This window comes from Zoogloea sp., assembly GCF_023150065.1.
Taxonomy (GTDB): domain Bacteria; phylum Pseudomonadota; class Gammaproteobacteria; order Burkholderiales; family Rhodocyclaceae; genus Zoogloea.
Window position 1 is genome coordinate 261,644 of record NZ_JAKLLN010000002.1, and the last position, 18,820, is coordinate 280,463.

The following is an 18,820-nucleotide window of genomic DNA, read 5'->3' on the forward strand; positions in this document are numbered from 1 at the left end:
GAAAGGTCGGTATGAGCGAGATCAGTCGTGTTGCGCTATTCGGCAAACTCAACAGCGTGGCCTACAAGGCCATCGAGGGTGCCACCGTGTTTTGCAAGCTGCGGGGCAACCCCTACGTGGAGCTCGTGCACTGGATCGCCCAGATCGTCCAGGCGGAAAACACCGACATCCACTGCATCGTGCGCCACTTCGAGATCGATGCGTCGCGCCTGTCGGCGGACATCACCGCGGCCCTGGACAAGCTGCCGCGGGGGGCGACCGCCATTTCGGATCTCTCCGAACACGTGATGGACATCTGCGAGCGGGGCTGGGTCTATGGCTCGCTGATGTACGGTGAAGGCGCCATCCGCACCGGCCATTTGATCGTCGGTGCCCTCAAGACGCCGCGCCTGTTCAACGTGCTGCTGGGCATCTCGCGCCAGTTCGAGCGCATCCGCGCCGACACCCTGGCCGAGGAGTTCGCCGCCATCGTCGCGTCCTCTGCCGAGGAGGCCCTGTCCGTGTCCGGCAGCACGGGTCAGCCCGGCGAGGCCAGCGACGCCCTGGCGCCGGCCTCCATGGGCAAGCAGGAGGCCCTCAAGCGCTTCACCACCGACCTCACCGCCCAGGCGCGGGAGGCCAAGATGGACCCCATCGTCGGGCGTGACGAGGAGATCCGCCAGCTCATCGACATCCTGATGCGGCGGCGCCAGAACAACCCCATCCTGGTCGGCGAGGCCGGTGTGGGCAAGACCGCGGTGGTGGAGGGCTTCGCCCAGCGCATCGTGCGTGGCGACGTGCCGCCGTCCCTCAAGGACGTGGAGCTGCGTGCCCTCGACGTGGGCCTGCTGCAGGCCGGCGCCAGCATGAAGGGCGAGTTCGAGCAGCGCCTGCGGGCGGTGATCGACGAAGTCCAGGCCAGCCCCAAGGCCATCATCCTGTTCATCGACGAGACCCACACGCTGGTCGGCGCCGGGGGCGCGGCGGGCACCGGCGATGCGGCCAACCTGCTCAAGCCGGCCCTGGCCCGTGGCCAGCTGCGCACCATCGGTGCCACCACCTGGGCCGAGTACAAGAAATACATCGAGAAAGACCCGGCCCTGACCCGGCGTTTCCAGGCCGTGCAGGTGGACGAGCCGGATGAGCGCCGCGCCATCCTGATGATGCGCGGGGTCGCCTCCACCATGGAGAAGCACCACAAGGTGCAGATCCTCGACGAGGCCCTGGAGGCGGCGGTGCGCCTGTCCCATCGCTACATTCCGGCGCGGCAGCTGCCCGACAAGTCGGTCAGCCTGCTGGATACCGCCTGTGCCCGAGTGGCGATCAGCCTGCACGCCACGCCCGCCGAGGTGGACGACTGCCGCAAGCGTATCGAGGCCCTCGAAACCGAGGCGCAGATCATCGGCCGGGAGAAGGCCGTGGGCATCGAGGTGGGCCTGCGCGAAGCGGACGTGAATGGTGCCCTCGAGACGGAGCGGGCGCGTCTGGGGGAACTGGAAGCACGCTGGGCCCGCGAGAAAGCTTTGGTGGACGAGCTGCTGGCCCTGCGCGCCCGTCTGCGCGGAGGCGCCCAGCCGGTCGAAGGCACCGGCAGCGCCCTGGAGGCGGCAGCCGGCGAAGTGGCCGACGCCGATCCGGCGGCCCAGGCCGGTGCGCCGGACGAGGCCGAGCGGGGCGAGCTGCTGGCGCGGCTCGGCGAAGTGCAGACCGCCCTGGCCGAGGTACAGGGCGAAAATCCGCTGATCCTCGCCACTGTCGACTACCAGGCCACCGCCAGCGTGGTTGGTGACTGGACGGGCATCCCGGTCGGGCGCATGGCCCGCAACGAGGTCGAGACCATCCTCAAGCTGGCCTCCGCCCTGGGCGAACGGGTGGTCGGCCAGGATCACGCCATGGAGATGATCGCCAAGCGCATCCAGACCTCCCGCGCCGGGCTCGACAACCCGAGCAAGCCGATCGGTGTCTTCATGCTCGCCGGCACCTCCGGGGTCGGCAAGACCGAAACCGCGCTGGCCCTGGCCGAGGCCCTGTACGGCGGCGAGCAGAACCTCATCACCATCAACATGAGCGAGTACCAGGAGGCGCATACCGTCTCCACCCTCAAGGGCGCGCCGCCGGGCTACGTGGGCTACGGCGAGGGCGGCGTCCTCACCGAGGCGGTGCGGCGCAAACCTTATTCGGTGGTGCTGTTGGACGAGGTGGAGAAAGCCCACCCGGACGTGCACGAGATCTTCTTCCAGGTCTTCGACAAGGGCTTCATGGAAGACGGGGAGGGGCGCTTCATCGATTTCAAGAACACCCTGATCCTGCTCACCACCAACGCCGGCACCGAGCTGATCGCATCCATGTGCCGCGATCCGGAACTGATGCCCGAGCCCGACGGCCTGGCCAAGAGCCTCCGTGAGCCACTGCTCAAGATCTTCCCGCCGGCCCTGCTCGGCCGCCTGGTCGTGATTCCCTACTACCCCTTGTCGGACGAAATGCTCGGGCGCATCGTCAGCCTGCAGCTCAAGCGCATCAAGGCCCGGGTCGAGGCGCGCTACAAGATCCCCTTCGAGTACACCGACGAGGTGCGCAAGCTGGTGGTGTCGCGCTGCACCGAGAGCGAGTCGGGCGGCCGCATGATCGATGCCATCCTCACCAACACACTGTTGCCCGACCTGAGCCGGGAATTCCTGACCCGCACCATGGAAGGCCGCCCCGTGGCGGCCGTGCGGATCGGGGTGGCGGATGGTGGCTTCAGTTACGCGTTTGAATGAACACCTGCGAGCGTGAATCCGGAGAACCATGACTGACGACATTCAGACGGCGCTGGAGGAGACCCCCGAGCTGAGCCTGGGTGAGGCCTTGGGCCTCGCCCTGCAGCTGCATCGGGAGAAAGCCCATGAGGGGGCCGAGGCGCTGTATCGGCGCATCATCGAGGCGGCTCCCGACATGGCGGATGCCTATCATTTCCTTGGCGTGCTGTGCCATGAGCGTGGTCGCAGCGCCGAGGGGGTGGCCATGATCCGGCGGGCGATCGAGCTGGTGCCCGACTTCCCTGGGTTCTACAACAACCTCGGCAACATCCATGTCCAGTGCGGGCAGTTGGGTGAGGCCACGGCCTGCTACGGGCGTGCCATCGAGCTCGCTCCGGATGACGCCAACCTCCACAACAACTACGGTGCGTTGCTCAAGGCCGAGGGGCGCTTCGAAGAGGCTGCCGCCCGCTTTCGGCATTCCATGGCCCTCGATCCGCACAATGCCCGGGCCTACAACAACATGGGGCTGCTGCACGCTGCCCTGGGGCAGACCGCGGAAGCGATCCGCTATTACTGCGAGTCGATCAACCGGATTCCGGGGCACCCGGAAGCGCACAAGCTGCTGGGCCTGACCTACTACTCCCTCGGCCGTCACGAGGAAGCGGCCGAAGTGTTCCGGCAGTGGGTCGAGGTGGCGCCCGACCATCCGGTGGCGCGGCACCTGCATGCGGCGTGTTCGGGGCAGGGGGTGCCGGATCGCGCTGCCGACGACTACGTGGAATACACCTTCGACCGCTTCGCTTCGAGTTTCGAGGAGCAGCTCAATCTCAAACTGTCTTACCAGGCCCCCCAGCTGTGTGCCGCGGCGCTGAGCCGTCACGTGGGGGCTCGTCGCGGCCTGGATCTGCTTGATGCGGGCTGCGGTACCGGCCTGTGCGGCCCCTTGGTTGCGCCCCTGTGTGCTCGTCTGGCCGGTGTGGACCTCTCCGGCGGCATGCTGGATCTGGCCGCCACCAAGGGCGTTTATACCGAGCTGGAAAAGGCCGAGCTGACCCAGTTCCTGCTCGGGCAGGCAGCGGTGTGGGACGTGATCATGTCGGCCGACACCCTGTGCTATTTCGGCGACCTGCAGCAGGTTGCCGCGGCCGCCGCGGGGGCGCTGAAGAAAGAGGGATTGCTGGTGTTCACCGTCGAGCAGGCGGACGATGAGGCCGCGCCCGACGGCTTCCGCATCAATCCCCATGGCCGCTACAGCCATACCCGCAGGCACGTGCAGGAAGTGATCCGGGCCGCCGGGCTCGATCTGCTCGAGGCGGGCGAGGATAGCCTGCGGACCGAAGGAGGCAAGCCGGTGCGGGGGCTGGTCGTGGTGGCCCGCAAGCCTTGAGGGAGATGTCATGGAACAACTGATGGAGATCACGTCCCCCTTCGGGGACGCCGTGCGCTTCGAGACGATGCAGGCCCGGGAAGAGCTGGGGCGTCTGGCGGAGTACGACATCACGGTGCTGTCCGCCAAGGAAACCCTGCTGCCCAAGGACATCCTCGGGCAGGGCGTGACGGTGATCCACAACGGCCTGGAGGCCGGTCCGCGGCATTTCAATGCCTGCGTGACCCGCTTCGGGCTGGTTGGTGTGGAAGGGCGCTATTTCCGTTACCGCATCGTGGCCCATGCCTGGCTGTGGTTGCTGACGCGCAGCGCCGACTGCCGGATCTTCCAGAACAAGTCGGTGCCCGATATCGTCAAGGAGATCTTCGGCAAGTACCCGGATGCGAGCTTCGAGCTTCGCCTGACCGGCAGTTACGCGCCGCTGGAGTACTGCGTCCAGTACCGGGAGAGCGATTTCGATTTCGTCAGCCGGCTGCTGGAAACCGAGGGCATCTATTATTTTCTCAAGCACGCGCCGGGCAAGCACACGGTGGTGCTGTGTGACTCCATCAGCGCCCACAAGCCGGTCGTCGGGCACCCGTCCATCCGCTTCCTGCCCGAAGGTGGCCGGGGGCGGGCCGAGAACAAGACCATCGGCCAGTGGATGAGCGCGCGCGAGATCCGCACCGGCATGACCGAGCTGGATGACTATGATTTCGAGCGTCCTTCCCTGGACCTGAAAAAGTCCAGCAAGGTGTCCTCCAGCGACGGGGGCGCGAAGTTCGAGGTCTACGACTACCCGGGCGACTATCTGCGCACCGCCGATGGCGAGCGCTATGTGAAGACCCGCCTGGAGGCGCTGCGCGTCCCCTACGAGCTGATGGAGGGGCGTAGCGGCGTGGTGGAGATCGCCAGTGGCGCCACCTTTACGCTGCAGGAGCACCCCCGCGATGACCAGAACCGGGAATACCTGGTGGTGTCGGCGGAGTACGACATGGTGCACGGGGGCCACGAAACCGGCCCGGGGCGTGGCTCAAGCCATAGCTGCCGCTTCACCGTGATGCCCACCGCCGAAGTCTTCCGCCCGGAGCGCCGGACGCCCCGGGCCATCGTGCGGGGGCCCCAGACCGCGGTGGTGGTGGGGCCGGCCGGCGAGGAGATCTACACCGACAAGTACGGGCGGGTGAAGGTCCAGTTCCACTGGGACCGCCTTGGCCGCAAGGACGAGAACGCCTCCTGCTGGGTGCGGGTGTCCCACCCCTGGGCGGGCAAGAACTGGGGCATGGTGGCGCTGCCGCGCATCGGCCAGGAGGTCATCGTGGACTTCCTGGAGGGCAACCCGGACCGGCCGATCATCACCGGCCGGGTCTACAACGCGGAGCAGATGCCGCCCTACGCCCTGCCGGCCAACATGACCCAGACCGGTATCAAGACCCGCTCCAGCAAGGGCGGCTCCCCGGCCAACTTCAACGAGCTGCGCTTCGAGGACAAGAAGGGCGAGGAGCAGGTCTATGTGCACGCCGAGCGCAATTTCGACGGCGTCATCGAGAACTGCGAGACGCGCTCCATCGGGGTGGACCGGTCCAAGACCGTCGGCCATGACGAGACCGTGTCGGTGGGCCACGACCGCAGCGAGTCGGTGCAGAACAACGAATCCATCACCATCGGCGTCAATCGGGATCTGACTGTGGGGGCCGATTCCAGCACCGCCGTGGGCTCCAACCGCAGCATCACCGTGGGGGCCAACGAGAGCCATGATGTGGGCGGGCGCCGCACCCGCAGCGTGGGCGGGGACGAGCGCGTGGATATCGGCGCCAATCTCAACGAGACCATCAGCAAGAGCGTCACCCTCAGCATCGGCGAGAACCAGTCGGTTACGGTGGGCAAGGACGGGCGGGTCCAGCTCGGCAAGACCTATTACCTCGAGGCCGCCGACGCCATCACCTTCAAGACCGGTGATGCCTCCATCACCCTCAAGAAAGACGGCACCATCACCATCCAGGGGCGCGACATCACGCTCAAGGGCAGTGGCAAGGTGAGCGTCAAGGCCTCGGGCGATGTGGTCCTCAAGGGTTCGAAGATCGCCAGCAACTGAGCCCGATGCTCCAGGTCGTCAATACCACTCCCTATCCGGCCACGCTGGCGGTCTTTCCCTCGCCGAGCGGGGTCGAGTGCGCCTACGCCGCGGTGAAGATCAGCTACGACCTGTCCACCGGCGTGCCGCAGCTGGCCGCCAGCCAGGCCATGTTCCTCGCCAGTGACGTGTATTGGGGCGATCCGGCCAGCACGTCCCTGCGCGCCGCGGCGGATCTGACCCTGCTCAAGCCCTCCACCGACGTGCTGCTGCTTGGCCGCGCGGTGGCGCCCGCCGGGCCGGTGCCGTCCATGGAGGTGGCCTTGCGCGTCGGTACGTTGAGCCGGCGCCTGCGCATCTTTGGCGAGCGCACCTGGCAGCGGGAGGGGGAAGGCTGGCGGCCCAGCGCACCCCAGCCCTTCGAACGCCTGCCCCTGCGCTGGGAGCTGGCCTTCGGCGGGACGTCCCGGGCCCATCCCGAACACCCACCCGAATGCGAGCAGCGCAACCCGGTGGGGCGCGGCTTTGTGGCGAGCTGGGACACCGATCCGGCAGGCCTGCCGCTGCCCTGCATCGAAGACCCGGACGCCCTGCTGCGCCACCCCCATGAGCGCCCCGAGCCGGCCGGCATGGCGCCGGTGGCGGCGGGCTGGCTGGGCCGCGCCCGCCATGCCGGCACCTACGATGCCGCCTGGCAGAAAACGCGGGCCCCCTATCTTCCCCTCGACTTCGACCCCCGCTTCTTCCAGGTCGCGCCGCCCGGGCTGGTTGCGCCGGTGCGCCTGACCGGGGGCGAGGATGTCGAACTGGAGGGGGTGACCGGAGGAGGGCGGGTCGGCTTTGCCTTGCCTCGCCCCGATCTCCAGATGGCCTTCGATTTTGCCGGGCGTCACATGGCGGCCGCGCCGCTGCTGGATACGGTTCTCATCGAGCCGGACATGGCCCGCCTGCAGATGGTGTGGCGGGCGGAGCTGGCGGTGGACAAGCACCTGCTCAAGCTGCGTGCCCTGCATGTGTCCGGCCACGGGGAGCAGGCCCCGTGAGCGCCGTCATCGCCGCCGCCGGACTGGTATGCCCGGCAGGTCTCGGGCTGGCGGAGAGTACGGCCGGTGCCCGGGCCAGGCTGTCGGCCCTGCGTGAGATCGACTGGTGCGACCGGCGCCTGGAGCGCTTCATCGTCGGCAGCGTGCCCGACCAGGGCTTGCCGGTCCTCGCGCCGGCGCTGGCTGCTGCACCCCTGCAGGCCCGGGAGGGGCGCATGCTGCGCCTGGCCCATGCCGCCCTGGCCGATATGTACGCGGGGCTGCCCGCCGATCTGCCCGCGCCGCCGTTGCTCCTTGGCCTGCCCGAACACCACACCACCCGGCCGATCGATCCCGAACGCTTTCTCAAGCTGCTGGCCAATCAGGCGGGGGCGTGCTTCGACCCGGCGCTCAGCATCGCCGCGCCCCGCGGTCGGGCCAGCGGTCTGATGGCCTTGTCCCAGGCGGCGGCGCGGATTGCCGCGGGGGAGGCCGGCCTGATCCTGGTGGGCGGGCTGGATTCCCTGGTCGATCTTTACGTACTGGCGGCGCTGGACCGAGCCGGGCGGGTCCGTGGGGAGACGGTCAGTGATGGCTTCAGCCCGGCGGAGGGCGCCGCCTTCCTGCTGGTGGCCAGTGAATCGGAGGCCCGTCGCCATGGCCTGCCCGTGCTGGCGCGGGTTGCGGCGACGGGGATCGGCTTCGAGCCGGGGCATCTGTATGCCGATGAGCCCTACCTCGGGGACGGCCTGGCGGGCGTGGTCTCGGCCTGCCTCGACAGCGCCGGTCTGGCCGCGCCGCTGCAGAGCGTTTATTGCAGTTTCAACGGCGAGCGTTATTGGGCGCGGGAGTTTGGCGTTGCACGCATCCGCAATGCGGCGGCCTTTGCCGACGAGGCCCGGATGGAGCATCCGGCCGAGTGCTTTGGCGATCTCGGGGCGGCCCACGGCGTGGCGCTGGCGGCGCTGGCCTGTCACGGCCTGGCCGGGGGCTATCGACCCGGCCCGGCTTTGGTCTATGCTTCCTCCGACAAGGGAGACCGGGCCGCGGTCATCTTCGAGCGCAGCACCTGAGGGTCGATCGATGCCATGCAGTGTTCATAATATTGCCGGATTTGCGCACAAGACCAGCGGCGGCATGAGCATGGTCTTTCCCGATGTCTGCAAGACTCCGGTGCCGTCGGCGCCGCCGGTGCCCATTCCCTATCCGAACATCGGCAAGTCGTCCGACACCATCTCCGGCACCACCACGGTCAAGGCCGACGGCTCGATGGTGATGGTGAAGGGGGCCAAGTACATGATGAGCTCGGGGGACGAGCCGGGGACGCTGGGAGGGGTCATCAGCAGCACTTTCAAGCAGGAGTGCGAGTTTCTGATGTACTCCTTCAATGTGATGCTCGACGGGAAGAACGTCTGCCGTCTTGGCGACCCCCTCTGGCACAACAAGAAGAACATCCTCGGGTGAGGGCATGACCGAGCTCGCAGAATCCGTGATGATCGGCCTGATTGCCGATGGCGGCGATGTGCCTTGCCCCTTCGATCACGATGCCCCCGCCCCCGAGAAGGTGAATAACCAGCTGGTCGGCAACGGCGGCACCCTCGGTGACTGCATGGAGGCGGGGACAGGCACGGCCCTGTATCCACCGCTGAAGCGCAAGCTCAGGCCCGTGCCCTATCCCGAGCAGGCGGAGCGGGAGGTCACGGTCGGCGAGCACAGCTATCCGGTATGGTGCGCGGCCCATCACCTCATCCCGGCCCAAGCCTCCCTCAAGAAAGCCACCCAGCTCAAGCGCCTCATGCAGAAGGGGAGTGGCGCCAGCAAGCTGTGGAGCGATATCGGCTACGACGTTAACGGGCTGCAGAACGGCGTCTGGCTGCCGGGCAACTATGCCGTGGGCGGCATGGGCACGGGGGACTGGGTGGGCGCGCCCAGCGCCATGGACGGGGATTCCGAAGAAGCCAGCGTGCGCCGCCGGGCGGCCCGCCGCAGCGCGTCGAGCACCAAGCTCGACGGCCTGCGCCACGAGATCGATCCGGACAACCGCAAGTGGCTTTACGTGGACAAGGCGACGCGCCTCGTGAATGCCCAGTTCCACGACGCCCACGTGGATTACAACAAGTTCGTGCTGGGCATCCTCAACAAGATTGGCGCGTCCCTGCAGGAGCGCAAGAAGAAGAACGTTGATGGTCTCTCCTGCCACAAATGTGCCAAGCGCGAGGAGAAGATCGCCGAATATGGCATCCCCCCACCCTTCAGCCTGATCAAGCGCCTGGATGGCGTGTCGGCGCGCCTGCGGTCCTACCTGAAGGGCCGGCGTGGGCATGCAATGGTGTTCACGTCGCGCTGGGGAAAGCTGATTGGCAAACGCTGAGTCACCATATCCGGAGACGCCGATGACCGAAGCCTCCGCTGCGTATTTCATGCTGGCCTGTTACAGCCCCGATGAGGGCGACCATGCCCAATACACCTACGAGCCCGATGACGAGGAGCGCAGCTGGATCATCGGCCTGCCCTTCGAGCAGCCGCCTCCCGTGCCGGTGCCGGTGAGCATCGAGCGCGGTGAGGAAGGCCTGCAGCCGGAGCTGACCGACGTGCCGCTGCCCCTCATGTCGCGCCGGCTGGCCGAATGCCTGACGGCGGCGGGGGTGTCCAACATCGACTTCTACCCCGCCCGGGTGACCGAGCAGGCCAGCGGGCGCAGCCACGACGGGCTGCTGGCCTTCAACCTCATCGGCCTGGTGGCCGCGGCGGATTTGTCCCGCTCCACCTTCTCGGCGCCAGACGGCCCGCTGCTGTCGGTGGATTTTGACGGCCTGGCCATCGACCCCGCCAGGGTGGGGGCGGCCGACATGTTTCGCCTCGCCGAGTCGGTGAATGGCATCGTGGTGAGCCGGCGTGTCCGGCAGGCGATCCTCGATGCCGGCATCACCACCCTGGAGTTCATTCTGCCGGAGGACTGGGTCGGTTGAGCCTGGCTCATCGGCCCGTATCCGTTTTGCTGTCTGGAGTTGCCCATGTCTGAAGCCGCACGTGTCCTGGCCTTGCCCCATGAAGTCGACCCGCAGCCCCAGCGGGCCGAAGTGGCCGCCCTGCTGGAAGGGGGGCTGATACGGGTGCGCCTGTCGGGGGGGCGCGAATGGGATGCGGCCTGGCTCCAGGCGGGCAGCAACGGCTCGGTGGCGCTGGCAGTCCATGACTGGGTCATCGTGCTACCCCCCGCCGGCGGGCATCCCGCCGTGGTGATGGGGCGCATCGGCCCCTACAGCCCTCCGGCGCCGCCGGCGCGGCTGTGTCTTGAGGCAACCGAGGTGCTGACCCTCAAGTGCGGCGATGCCGTGCTTGATCTGCGCGCCGATGGCAAGGCCGTGCTGCGCGGGGAGGACGTGCTGATCCGTGCCCGGGGCCTGCAACGCATCAAGGCCGGCAGCGTTTCCATCAATTAGGCGATGCCCGCCGTCGCTCCTCTCACCCGCGCCTGGCGCTTCATCCCGGAGCGGGCCCTCATCCATCTGGAAGAGCTGGCCTACCTGTGGCAACGGCGCCGCGCGTCGCTGCGCTCCGACAGCCTGACCCTGCAGGATTTCGCCTACCTCACCGAGAGAATCGAGGCGCATGGGCAGGGGGCCATGGTGGCCGGCGATGCCCTCGATGACATTGCCGGGGGCGGGCTGGAGTCCGCTGACCGGGACGAGGTCTTTGCCATTGCGTGGGCGCTCCTGCGCTGCGCCGCCGATCACCAGGTCGCCCGCGTGCTCGAGGCCTTTCAGCAGGCCAGGGGGCCTGCCCTGGCCGGGCTCGGGGAGGCTCTCACCCTCGTGCCCCTGGCGTCGACGGAGGCCGCCTTGCGCGCCGCGCTCTCCCACGGGAATGCACACCAGATGGCGTGGGCCAACCTTGCCCTGGCCCAGCAAGGGCGCCTTGACGCCGATGCGGCCGGGCTGGCCGGCCTGCTGGTCCATGACCAGGGCGGCGTGGCCGAAGTGGCCTGGCGGGCGGTCCGGTGTGTCGACACCCGTCATGCGGCAAGGCCGCGGCCCTATGCCGAGGCGCTCCGCCACGCGGACCCGGGTGTGGTCGAGGCGGCTGTCGAAGCGGCCATCTGGACCGGGCAGCCCTGGGTGCTGGACTCACTCTGGCGTCTCGCCGAGGTGCCGGAGCGACAGCCCTGGGCCTTGGGCTGGCTTGCGGCGCTGGCGCCCGCCGAGGGGCAGGCGGCCGTGCTTGCCCGGATCGGCGCGCAGCCCGCCGTGCAGCGGGGCCCGCTGGCGGCACGCCTGGGTTCCTGGCCGGCGCTGGAGAGTGTGCACGCCTGGATGGCGTCGGACGACCCCGTGCTGGCCGCGTCGGCCCTGCGCGGGTGGAGCCGGATGACGGGCCTGAGTGCGGATGGCACCCGGATCACCGCCCCCGCCGCCGGAGGGGACGATCCGGCCTTGGAGGATCTCCGCGAGGAACTCGTCCTGCCCGACCTTGCCAGGGTCCGCCAGCACCGGGACGAGCACGGCAAACGCTGGCAGGGTGGAGTACGCTGGTGCCGGGGGCACGACATCCGGGACAGCCTGAGCCGTGAGGCCCAGCGCTGGATCGACCTCGAAGCCCGCTGGGATTTTGGTGCCCGGGCCGCACTGGCAGGGCAGGGGGTCATTCCGCCGCCGCCGTCTGTCTGACACAATCGGATCTATCAGGATTAATCGAGCATTTGCTTATGCGCATCGTCGTGACGACTTTCAAGGGCGCTCCGCTGGCTGAGCCCATCCAGGCGGAGTTCGGTGCCGGCGGCGGAACCATCGGGCGCGAGGCGGGGAACCGTCTCATGCTGCCTGACCCCGAGCGCCACATCTCCCGGGTCCAGGCGCGGGTTCTCGTCGAAGGCGGGAGCTACATGCTGGAGGATCTGGGGGGCAATCCGACCCTCGTCAATGATCGCCCCGTGGGGCGTGGAACCCGTGTGCGGCTCAACGATGGTGACCGGGTCTGCGTCGGGCAGTATGAGATGCGCGTTGATCAGAGCCGTGCCCAACAGGCTGCAGCCGGCGAGGGCGTCCGGTCTGCCGGCAGCGACCCGCTCGGGCTGTTTGGCGGGGCTTCGTCGGGTGGCCTGGACCCCTTCGGGGCGCCGCCCCGCAGCCCGTCCCTGATGCCTCCTCCGGCCGAGGATCCGTTCGGGGTGTTCTTCAATGCGGCGGCAGCCCCGCCCGAGCCGCCGCGGTCCGCTGCGTCCCTGCCCGATCCCTTTGCCCCGGCGCCACGTCCGGTGGCCCCGCCTCCTGCCGTGATGGGGAGCGTGCCCGGGCTGGATGCGAGCGTCGACACCCTGTTCGGCATCCGCACGGGAGAGGGCGGCAAGGACCCTTTCGCGGGCACCTCCCTTTCGGGCAATGCTGCGCCGTCCCTGGGTCAGGCGTCCGTCGTCGATGATCCCCTGGCGCTTTTTGGTGGTGCGGTCCGGGAAGCAGTACCCAACCCGGTGCGCGACGATGCGTCGCTGCTCGCCGAGAACATCGGGCTGCCCCGGCCCCTTGCCACGCCGGTGTCGCCTCCGGCTCCCGAGCGGGTTGCGGAAGTGCCGCCTGCGCCGGCCCAGGCCCCTGCGGCAGTGACGCTCTCGCCCGAGCCGCCGGTGCGTGATGTGGCCGGCGCCACGCCACCGGGGGCGGGCATCGTGCTGTCCTGGTCCGCCAGTGAAGGCGCCAATGGCGCACCTGCACCGGCCCGGGAGATGGGGGCGCTGCCCCAGACGGAGATCTACGAGCGCCGCAAGGATGCGCCGCCCTCGACGCCCCGCCCGCCGCGGGCTGCCGGTGCGCAGGCCTTTGACGTGGTCCTCACGCCGCCGCCGTCCCTGTCGCCGGCCGCCGCGCCCACTGATCCGATACCCGAGCCGGCTGCGCCCGCTGCTGCCGCGCCCGTTGCGCCCGCCGCACCGGATATCCAGGCGGCGCTGCTGGCCGCCTTCCAGCGCGGTCTGGGCATGCCGATCTACGCCCACGGGGGGCTGACCCCCGAGCGCATGGAGCAACTGGGGGTGGTGGTGCGGGAGTCCGTGGCCGGCACCATGGGCCTGCTCAAGGCCAGGGCCCTGACCAAACGCGAGTTCCGGGCCGACATGACGATGATCGTCAGCCGCGAGAACAACCCCCTCAAGTTCGCGCCGGACCTGGAGTTCGCCTTGTTCCAGCTGCTCGAGCCCAAGGGCGGCGGCTTCCTGGCGGCGGAGCCGGCGATGCGCGACGCCTATCTCGACCTGCGTTCCCATCAGTTCGGCTTTCTGGCCGGCATGCGGGCGGCGATCGGCGGGCTGATCGAGCGCTTCAAGCCCGAGGTGCTGGAGAAGCGCATCAGCCATGGCGGCTTCCTGGCCAGCGTGCTGCCGGGGGCGCGCAAGGCCCGCCTGTGGGATCTCTACGAGCAGCACTATGCGGCGATTTCCCAGGAGGCCGAGGACGATTTCGATGCGCTGTTCGGACGGGAGTTTCTGAAGGCCTACGAGGCGCAGATCGAGCGTCTCAGGGACGAGGCGGAGGAGCAGTGATGGACCGGTCTATCGCCCTCGAAACGGCCTATCTCTCGAAGCCCGGCGGCAGGGGCTATAACGAGGATGCCTGCGGCTTCTGGAGCAACGACAGTGCGGCTTGCTGGGTCGTCTCGGATGGGGCGGGGGGGCATGGCAGCGGTGACATCGCGTCGCGGCTGGTGGTCAGCAGCATCCTCGAGGCGTTCTCCGCCAACCCGTCGGTCAGTTCGGACCGGGCCATCGAGCTCCTGCGCCACGCCAATGACGCGGTGATCAACGCCAAGCAGAGCGGCGTGACCAAGGACGACATGCACGCCACGGTGGCCCTGCTGATGGTGGATCGGGCCACGGAATCGGCGATCTGGGGGCACGTGGGGGATACCCGGATCTACCTGTTCCGCGACGGCGACATTGCCTACCGCACCCGTGACCACAGCCTGGTGCAGAGTTTCATCGATGCGGGCTACAGCAGCCCGAGCGATCTCCGCACCCATCCCCAGCGCAGTCTGCTCACCTCCGCCATCGGCTCCGCCGAGACCATCGAGCTGTCGGTGGCCGGGTCGCTGGTGGGGCTGAAGCAGGGCGACGCCTTCCTGATCTGCACCGATGGATGGTGGGAGTATGTGGACGAGAACTGCATGCTGTCCCAGCTGGCGGGGTCGATCGAGGCCAATGACTGGCTGGTGAGCATGGCCCTGCAGGTGGAGCGGGTTGCCAAGGCCGAGAACGACAACTTCAGTGCGGTGGGGGTGTTCTACGGAGCCCGGCCTGCCACCACCACCGTCATCCGGCCCTATCCTTCGGGCCAGTGAGCGGCGGCCTGCGCGTGGCCTTGAGGGCGCGGCCGGTCAGGCTCCGCCACTGCCCTGGAGCATGTCCACGAAGGCCGGACCGGATGGCAGATGGGTGTGGGCGATGGCCTGTTGTCCGTCACTGTCCCACCACAGGCTGTACCCCCCCAGCAGTTCATTGAGCGCTTCGCCGGCCAGCCCGTCCAGGGCCGGCGCCTGGCCCGGGTGGCGGGGCAGCGGGCAGGCCCGGTTGCGGGCCTTCAGCATGGCGAGGGCTGCGCCGCCGGCGGGGGAGGGCCCCAGGTCGAGGGGGCCGGCCGCCGTCAGGGCGGCCTCGAAGCCCGCCACCGTGGCCTCGTGGGTCAGGCAGGCCCGGGCGGCATCCTCAAGGCGGTTCAGCCACGCGTCCAGCGCCGCTGCGTGGGGTGCGGACCAGCTGAAGGGTGGGAGTGCTGTGCATACCGTGAGCGGAAAGTAGCGCCCGACCCGATCCACGGAGGGGAGCAGGATGCCGCTCCAGCTGCGGCCGTCCACCACCCCCGGGGCGAGCACGAAACGCCAGACCGGCGCCCGCAGGTAGGCGGACAGCCAGTTTCCTCCCAGTGCGCGCTGACTGTCGACGATCACCCCCTGCAGCCAGGTGTCCCAGCCGGTGATGAATTCCTGTTCCAGCCGGCGCTGGGCAAAATCACCCAGCGCGGGCAGCTTCCCGTACCAGCCTGCGGTCATCGTCGGGCTCCTGTGTGACGGTTCCGGTTATCCCGCCCCTGCGGGGCTAGAGGCCCCCGGGGCAGCGGAACTCGGCGAGCTCGCGCAGCCGGAAGGGGTTCTGGACACTCCCCGCGGTGACTTCGAAACTTGCGCTGCGGCCGTCCACGTCGAAGCTCACGCGGAATTTCTCCGGCGCCCCCAGGCTTTCGATGCGGGCCTTGTCGAAGAGCCGGAACAGCGCCCACGGGCCTTCGGTGGAGAAGCCGGAGTTGCCTCCGGCAGAGGGCGGATTGACCTGCACCCGGGCGCTGAGGCCGCCCTTGGCGCCGGGCCACTGCACCGACTGGAGCACCTGCGGGCCGTGGGCGTAGCGGATCAGCTGGCCATCCACGTCGAGGGTGATCTGGGTGAGCGCCGGGTCCATCTCGAGGGGCTTGAAGTCGAGGCGCAGGGTGCCGCCGCTGCGGAAGAACACGTCCCGGATGACGGCTGCCCGCTGGAACTGCACCAGGCTGCCCGGGTCGCCCAGGGACTGTTCCTGGACCTTCTTGAAGGTCCATTGGCGGGTGGAGGTGTCCACGTACTGGGCCAGGTTCTTCTGGAAGAAGTCGTCGATGACGCCGCCGGGGGCGAACAGGCGGGCGAAGTCTTCCCGGGTGACATCGCGGCTGCTGCCCCGGGTGAAGGGGTAGCGGCCCTCGATAGCGCGCTGGCAGAACTGGCCGACCTGGCCGCCCACATTGGCCGACAGGTTTTCGCGGGTGGCCGAGAGGGCCTGGCTGACACCGGCGCTGGAGATCTGCTGCAGCATCGAGCGCAGGGGCTCGGGCATGCGCGCGCCTTCGGCCTTCACCTTGGCGGCGGTGCCGCCCGGCGGTGGCGCCACCTTGTCGCGCAGGGCGGTCTCGGTGGCGGTGAGATTGACGTAGACCTCGTTGAGCAGGGCCATCACGCCGTCGATGGGGGCGGTCTTGCCGTCGCCGCTGTCCACCAGGTTGCGGATCGGCGCGAAGTGCTCGTCCACCATGCTCTCCTGGGACGGGCCCTGGGGGCCGCGCACGCTGGCGACGGGGTCGAAGCCGAGGATCTTGCCCAGCTCCTGGCGGGCGCCGGAGATCTTCTCCTTGGCGGCGTCCACCACGGTCTTGTCCTCGGGCTTGCGGCTCAGGGAGGTCTCCCGGGCCACCGCCTTCAGGAAGCGCGGCAGGGGCGAGTCCGGGGCCGACAGGGTGCGGGCCTGCTGGATGCTCTGTTGCAGGCTGGCGGAGCGGATCAGGGTCACGTCCCGCAGATACTCGTCCCACACCGCGATGTAGTCCGCCAGGTAGAGCCGGCGGACGTCCTCGATGAGGCGGGCGGCGTCGGGCGGGGTGCCCGCAGCGCTGCCCAGTACCCAGGTCTCCTCGCCGGCCAGCTGCTTGGTGACGCGTCCGACTTCCCGGTCGAAGCCCTTGTAGTAGCCGTCGTGGGTGTACAGGCCGGCGATGCCCTTGGTCAGGGGCTGGCCGCTCTTGCGCACGAAGACCAGCGCGGCGGACGGCCCGGCGGCCCGGTCGAGGGCGAAGTCGGGGATGTCCCGGCCAACGCCCTGGCGCTTGAGGCGGCTATACACGCGCGCCGGCAGCGAGAAACGCAGCAGCTGGTTGCGGGCCTGGGCGACCAGGGCACTGTCGGTGGCCACCGGCGAATTGACGGCGCCATCGGCGAACAGATTGTCCAGGTGCTGGTTGAGGGCGCTGCGCTGGTCGGTGGTGGCGCCGGCGGGGAGGGTCCGCTCCCAGTCACTGGTGATCCAGGCCTTCAGCGCCTCGGCGTTGAAGCGGGCCGGGTCCTGGAGCATGAGGTAGGCCTTGAGGGCTTCGTAGGTGAACTCCAGGTTGCCCCGGGACAGGCTGTCGCGCAGCTGGGTGTCAATGCGTTGGGCGATGCGGGGCATCAGCGCGTCCCGCAGGAGGTTGTGATAGGCCTGCCCGGCCGCCGCATCAAGCTTTTCATCCTGGGCCAGGCCGAAGCCCAGGGATATGGGCGTGTTGCCATTGGGGCGGGCGGCGGTGACGGACACGCCCTGCACCGCATCGATCACCGGCAGCAGTCCGAGCAGATCGTCGAGGGGTAGGTCCGAGGCCTGGACCGTGACGGGCTTCAGCTCGGCCACCCGGGCATTCACCTCGTCGATGTAGCCGCGGTTGCCGATGTAGGAGAGGGTCCAGGCCAGCAGCAGCCCCACCGACACCAGGCCGATGGCGGCAAAGGCGGCCAGGCGGATCAGCCCGCGGCGGCGCTCCCAGGCGAGGTTGGCCTTGCCGATGCCCTGCTCGGCAAAGATCACCTCGCGCAGCAGGCGCGTCATGAAGAAGCTCTTGCCCGAGCCGAACTGGGGCGGAAGGACACGCCGCTCCAGGCTGAAGGCGCCGCCCAGGGTGGCCAGCACGCGGTCGATGGGGCTGCCTTCCTGGGTGCCGCTGGTGAAATAGACGCCGCGCACGAGGGCGTCGTGCTTGAAGCCCGACGAGGCGAAGATCTGCTCGATGAAGCTGCCGAGCAGGCGGGTGGCGCCGGCAAACTGGTGGGGAAAGGCGGCAATGGCCTCGCGCCGGGACAGGTCGCGCTCGGTCTGCAGGCGCTCCAGCAGCTGGCCATCGATGCGTGCCTGGAGGCCGGCAAAGCGCGCACCCAGGCCGGCCAGGGGCTTGGCGTCATCGTCCAGGGGCAGGGTGGTGCCCCATACCTGGTCGCGGGCGTCCTTGCCCAGGTTGCCGAAGAACTCCTGGAAGCCGGCGATCAGGTCGGACTTGGTGACCAGCACGTAGATCGGCAGGCGCACGCCGAGCTCGGTGTAGAGCTCGTGGATGCGCTCGCGCAGGGCGGCGGCGTGGGCGCTGGCGGCGGCTTCGTTCTGGGTGAGCAGGTCGCTCAGGGAGATGGTCAGCAGGACACCGTTGAGGGGCTGGCGGGGGCGGGATTTTTTGAGCAGGGCCAGGAATTCACGCCACGCCCCCTTGTCGGTCTCCCGGTCGGAGTCCTGGGTGGTGTAGCGGCCGGCGGTGTCCAGCAGCACGGCTTCGTCGGAAAACCACCAGTCGCAGTTGCGGGTGCCGCCCACGCCCTTGACCTGATGCCCGCCGCTGCCTTCGGCCAGGGGAAAGCGCAGGCCGGAGTTGATCAGCGCGGTGGTCTTGCCGGAGCCGGGGGCGCCGATGAAGACGTACCAGGGCAGCTCGTAGAGATAGCGGCTCGAGCCCATGGCGGCGAGCTTGTCGAGAGCGCCGCCCTTGGTTTCGCCGCCCATCCGGCGCTGCTTGAGCACGGCGGTGCCGTCGGCAAAGCGCTGGCGCAGGATCTGCAGCTCCGGGGATTCTTCCTTCTGGGCGGGCTTGCCGGCGATGCCGTCGATCAGTTCGGCGTTCTTCTTGCGCGCTTTCCAGCCCCGGTAGGCCAGGTGGCCGACGATGGCCAGCACGCACAGCACGATGAGCACCAGCCGGGCGGTGTCCGACTCGAGGGGGGCATGGCCGGCGATGGCGATGAGGGGCCCCACGTACCAGATCACCAGGCTTAGGGCGATGAGGCCGACGATGGTGATGGCGACGGGGTGAAGGAGGGCCTTGAAAAAGCTTTTCAT

The 18,820-nt window shown here is 68.7% G+C and carries 14 protein-coding genes; 12 read left to right on the forward strand and 2 right to left on the reverse strand.

What is annotated here, in order from left to right; translation table 11 throughout:
- The first annotated feature begins 11 nt into the window (after positions 1-11).
- From tssH to L6Q67_RS04545, 12 genes are all read left to right on the forward strand, one after another.
- A complete protein-coding gene (gene tssH / locus L6Q67_RS04490; RefSeq protein ID WP_296565933.1) occupies positions 12-2,738 on the forward strand; it encodes a type VI secretion system ATPase TssH in 2,727 nt (908 codons plus the stop codon).
- A gap of 28 nt (positions 2,739-2,766) precedes the next feature.
- Complete coding sequence (locus L6Q67_RS04495; protein WP_296565936.1) at positions 2,767-4,107, forward strand: tetratricopeptide repeat protein; 1,341 nt, start codon at positions 2,767-2,769, stop codon at positions 4,105-4,107.
- 10 nt (positions 4,108-4,117) lie between these two features.
- Positions 4,118-6,181: a type VI secretion system Vgr family protein gene (locus L6Q67_RS04500; protein ID WP_296565939.1), complete on the forward strand. Its 2,064-nt coding sequence runs from the start codon at positions 4,118-4,120 to the stop codon at positions 6,179-6,181.
- Positions 6,182-6,186: 5 nt separating this feature from the next.
- Positions 6,187-7,203: a DUF2169 domain-containing protein gene (locus L6Q67_RS04505; RefSeq protein ID WP_296565941.1), complete on the forward strand. Its 1,017-nt coding sequence runs from the start codon at positions 6,187-6,189 to the stop codon at positions 7,201-7,203.
- Positions 7,200-8,255, forward strand: a complete 1,056-nt coding sequence (locus tag L6Q67_RS04510; RefSeq protein ID WP_296565944.1) for a beta-ketoacyl synthase N-terminal-like domain-containing protein — start codon at positions 7,200-7,202, stop codon at positions 8,253-8,255. Before L6Q67_RS04505 ends, L6Q67_RS04510 begins: the two co-directional genes overlap by 4 nt.
- 64 nt (positions 8,256-8,319) lie before the next feature.
- Positions 8,320-8,646, forward strand: a complete 327-nt coding sequence (locus tag L6Q67_RS04515; RefSeq protein ID WP_296565946.1) for a DUF4150 domain-containing protein — start codon at positions 8,320-8,322, stop codon at positions 8,644-8,646.
- Between the two features lie 4 nt (positions 8,647-8,650).
- Entirely contained in the window at positions 8,651-9,553 is a 903-nt protein-coding gene (locus tag L6Q67_RS04520; protein ID WP_296565949.1) for an AHH domain-containing protein, read from the forward strand.
- 22 nt (positions 9,554-9,575) lie between these two features.
- Positions 9,576-10,151: a DUF1629 domain-containing protein gene (locus tag L6Q67_RS04525; RefSeq protein ID WP_296565951.1), complete on the forward strand. Its 576-nt coding sequence runs from the start codon at positions 9,576-9,578 to the stop codon at positions 10,149-10,151.
- Between the two features lie 45 nt (positions 10,152-10,196).
- Complete coding sequence (locus L6Q67_RS04530) at positions 10,197-10,625, forward strand: hypothetical protein (protein WP_296565953.1); 429 nt, start codon at positions 10,197-10,199, stop codon at positions 10,623-10,625.
- Between the two features lie 3 nt (positions 10,626-10,628).
- Positions 10,629-11,849, forward strand: a complete 1,221-nt coding sequence (locus L6Q67_RS04535) for a hypothetical protein (protein ID WP_296565956.1) — start codon at positions 10,629-10,631, stop codon at positions 11,847-11,849.
- 38 nt (positions 11,850-11,887) lie between these two features.
- Positions 11,888-13,714 (forward strand): type VI secretion system-associated FHA domain protein TagH, encoded by a 1,827-nt coding sequence (gene tagH, locus L6Q67_RS04540; RefSeq protein ID WP_296565964.1) that lies wholly within the window; start codon positions 11,888-11,890, stop codon positions 13,712-13,714.
- Positions 13,714-14,508: a protein phosphatase 2C domain-containing protein gene (locus L6Q67_RS04545; protein WP_296565967.1), complete on the forward strand. Its 795-nt coding sequence runs from the start codon at positions 13,714-13,716 to the stop codon at positions 14,506-14,508. Before tagH ends, L6Q67_RS04545 begins: the two co-directional genes overlap by 1 nt.
- Positions 14,509-14,544: 36 nt before the next feature.
- Here the strand turns inward: L6Q67_RS04545 and tagF are convergent, their stop codons facing one another.
- The gene (gene tagF / locus L6Q67_RS04550; RefSeq protein WP_296565969.1) at positions 14,545-15,216 is read right to left on the reverse strand and encodes a type VI secretion system-associated protein TagF; all 672 of its coding nucleotides are present in this window, start codon (positions 15,214-15,216) and stop codon (positions 14,545-14,547) included.
- 46 nt (positions 15,217-15,262) lie between these two features.
- The gene (gene tssM, locus L6Q67_RS04555; RefSeq protein ID WP_296565973.1) at positions 15,263-18,820 is read right to left on the reverse strand and encodes a type VI secretion system membrane subunit TssM; all 3,558 of its coding nucleotides are present in this window, start codon (positions 18,818-18,820) and stop codon (positions 15,263-15,265) included.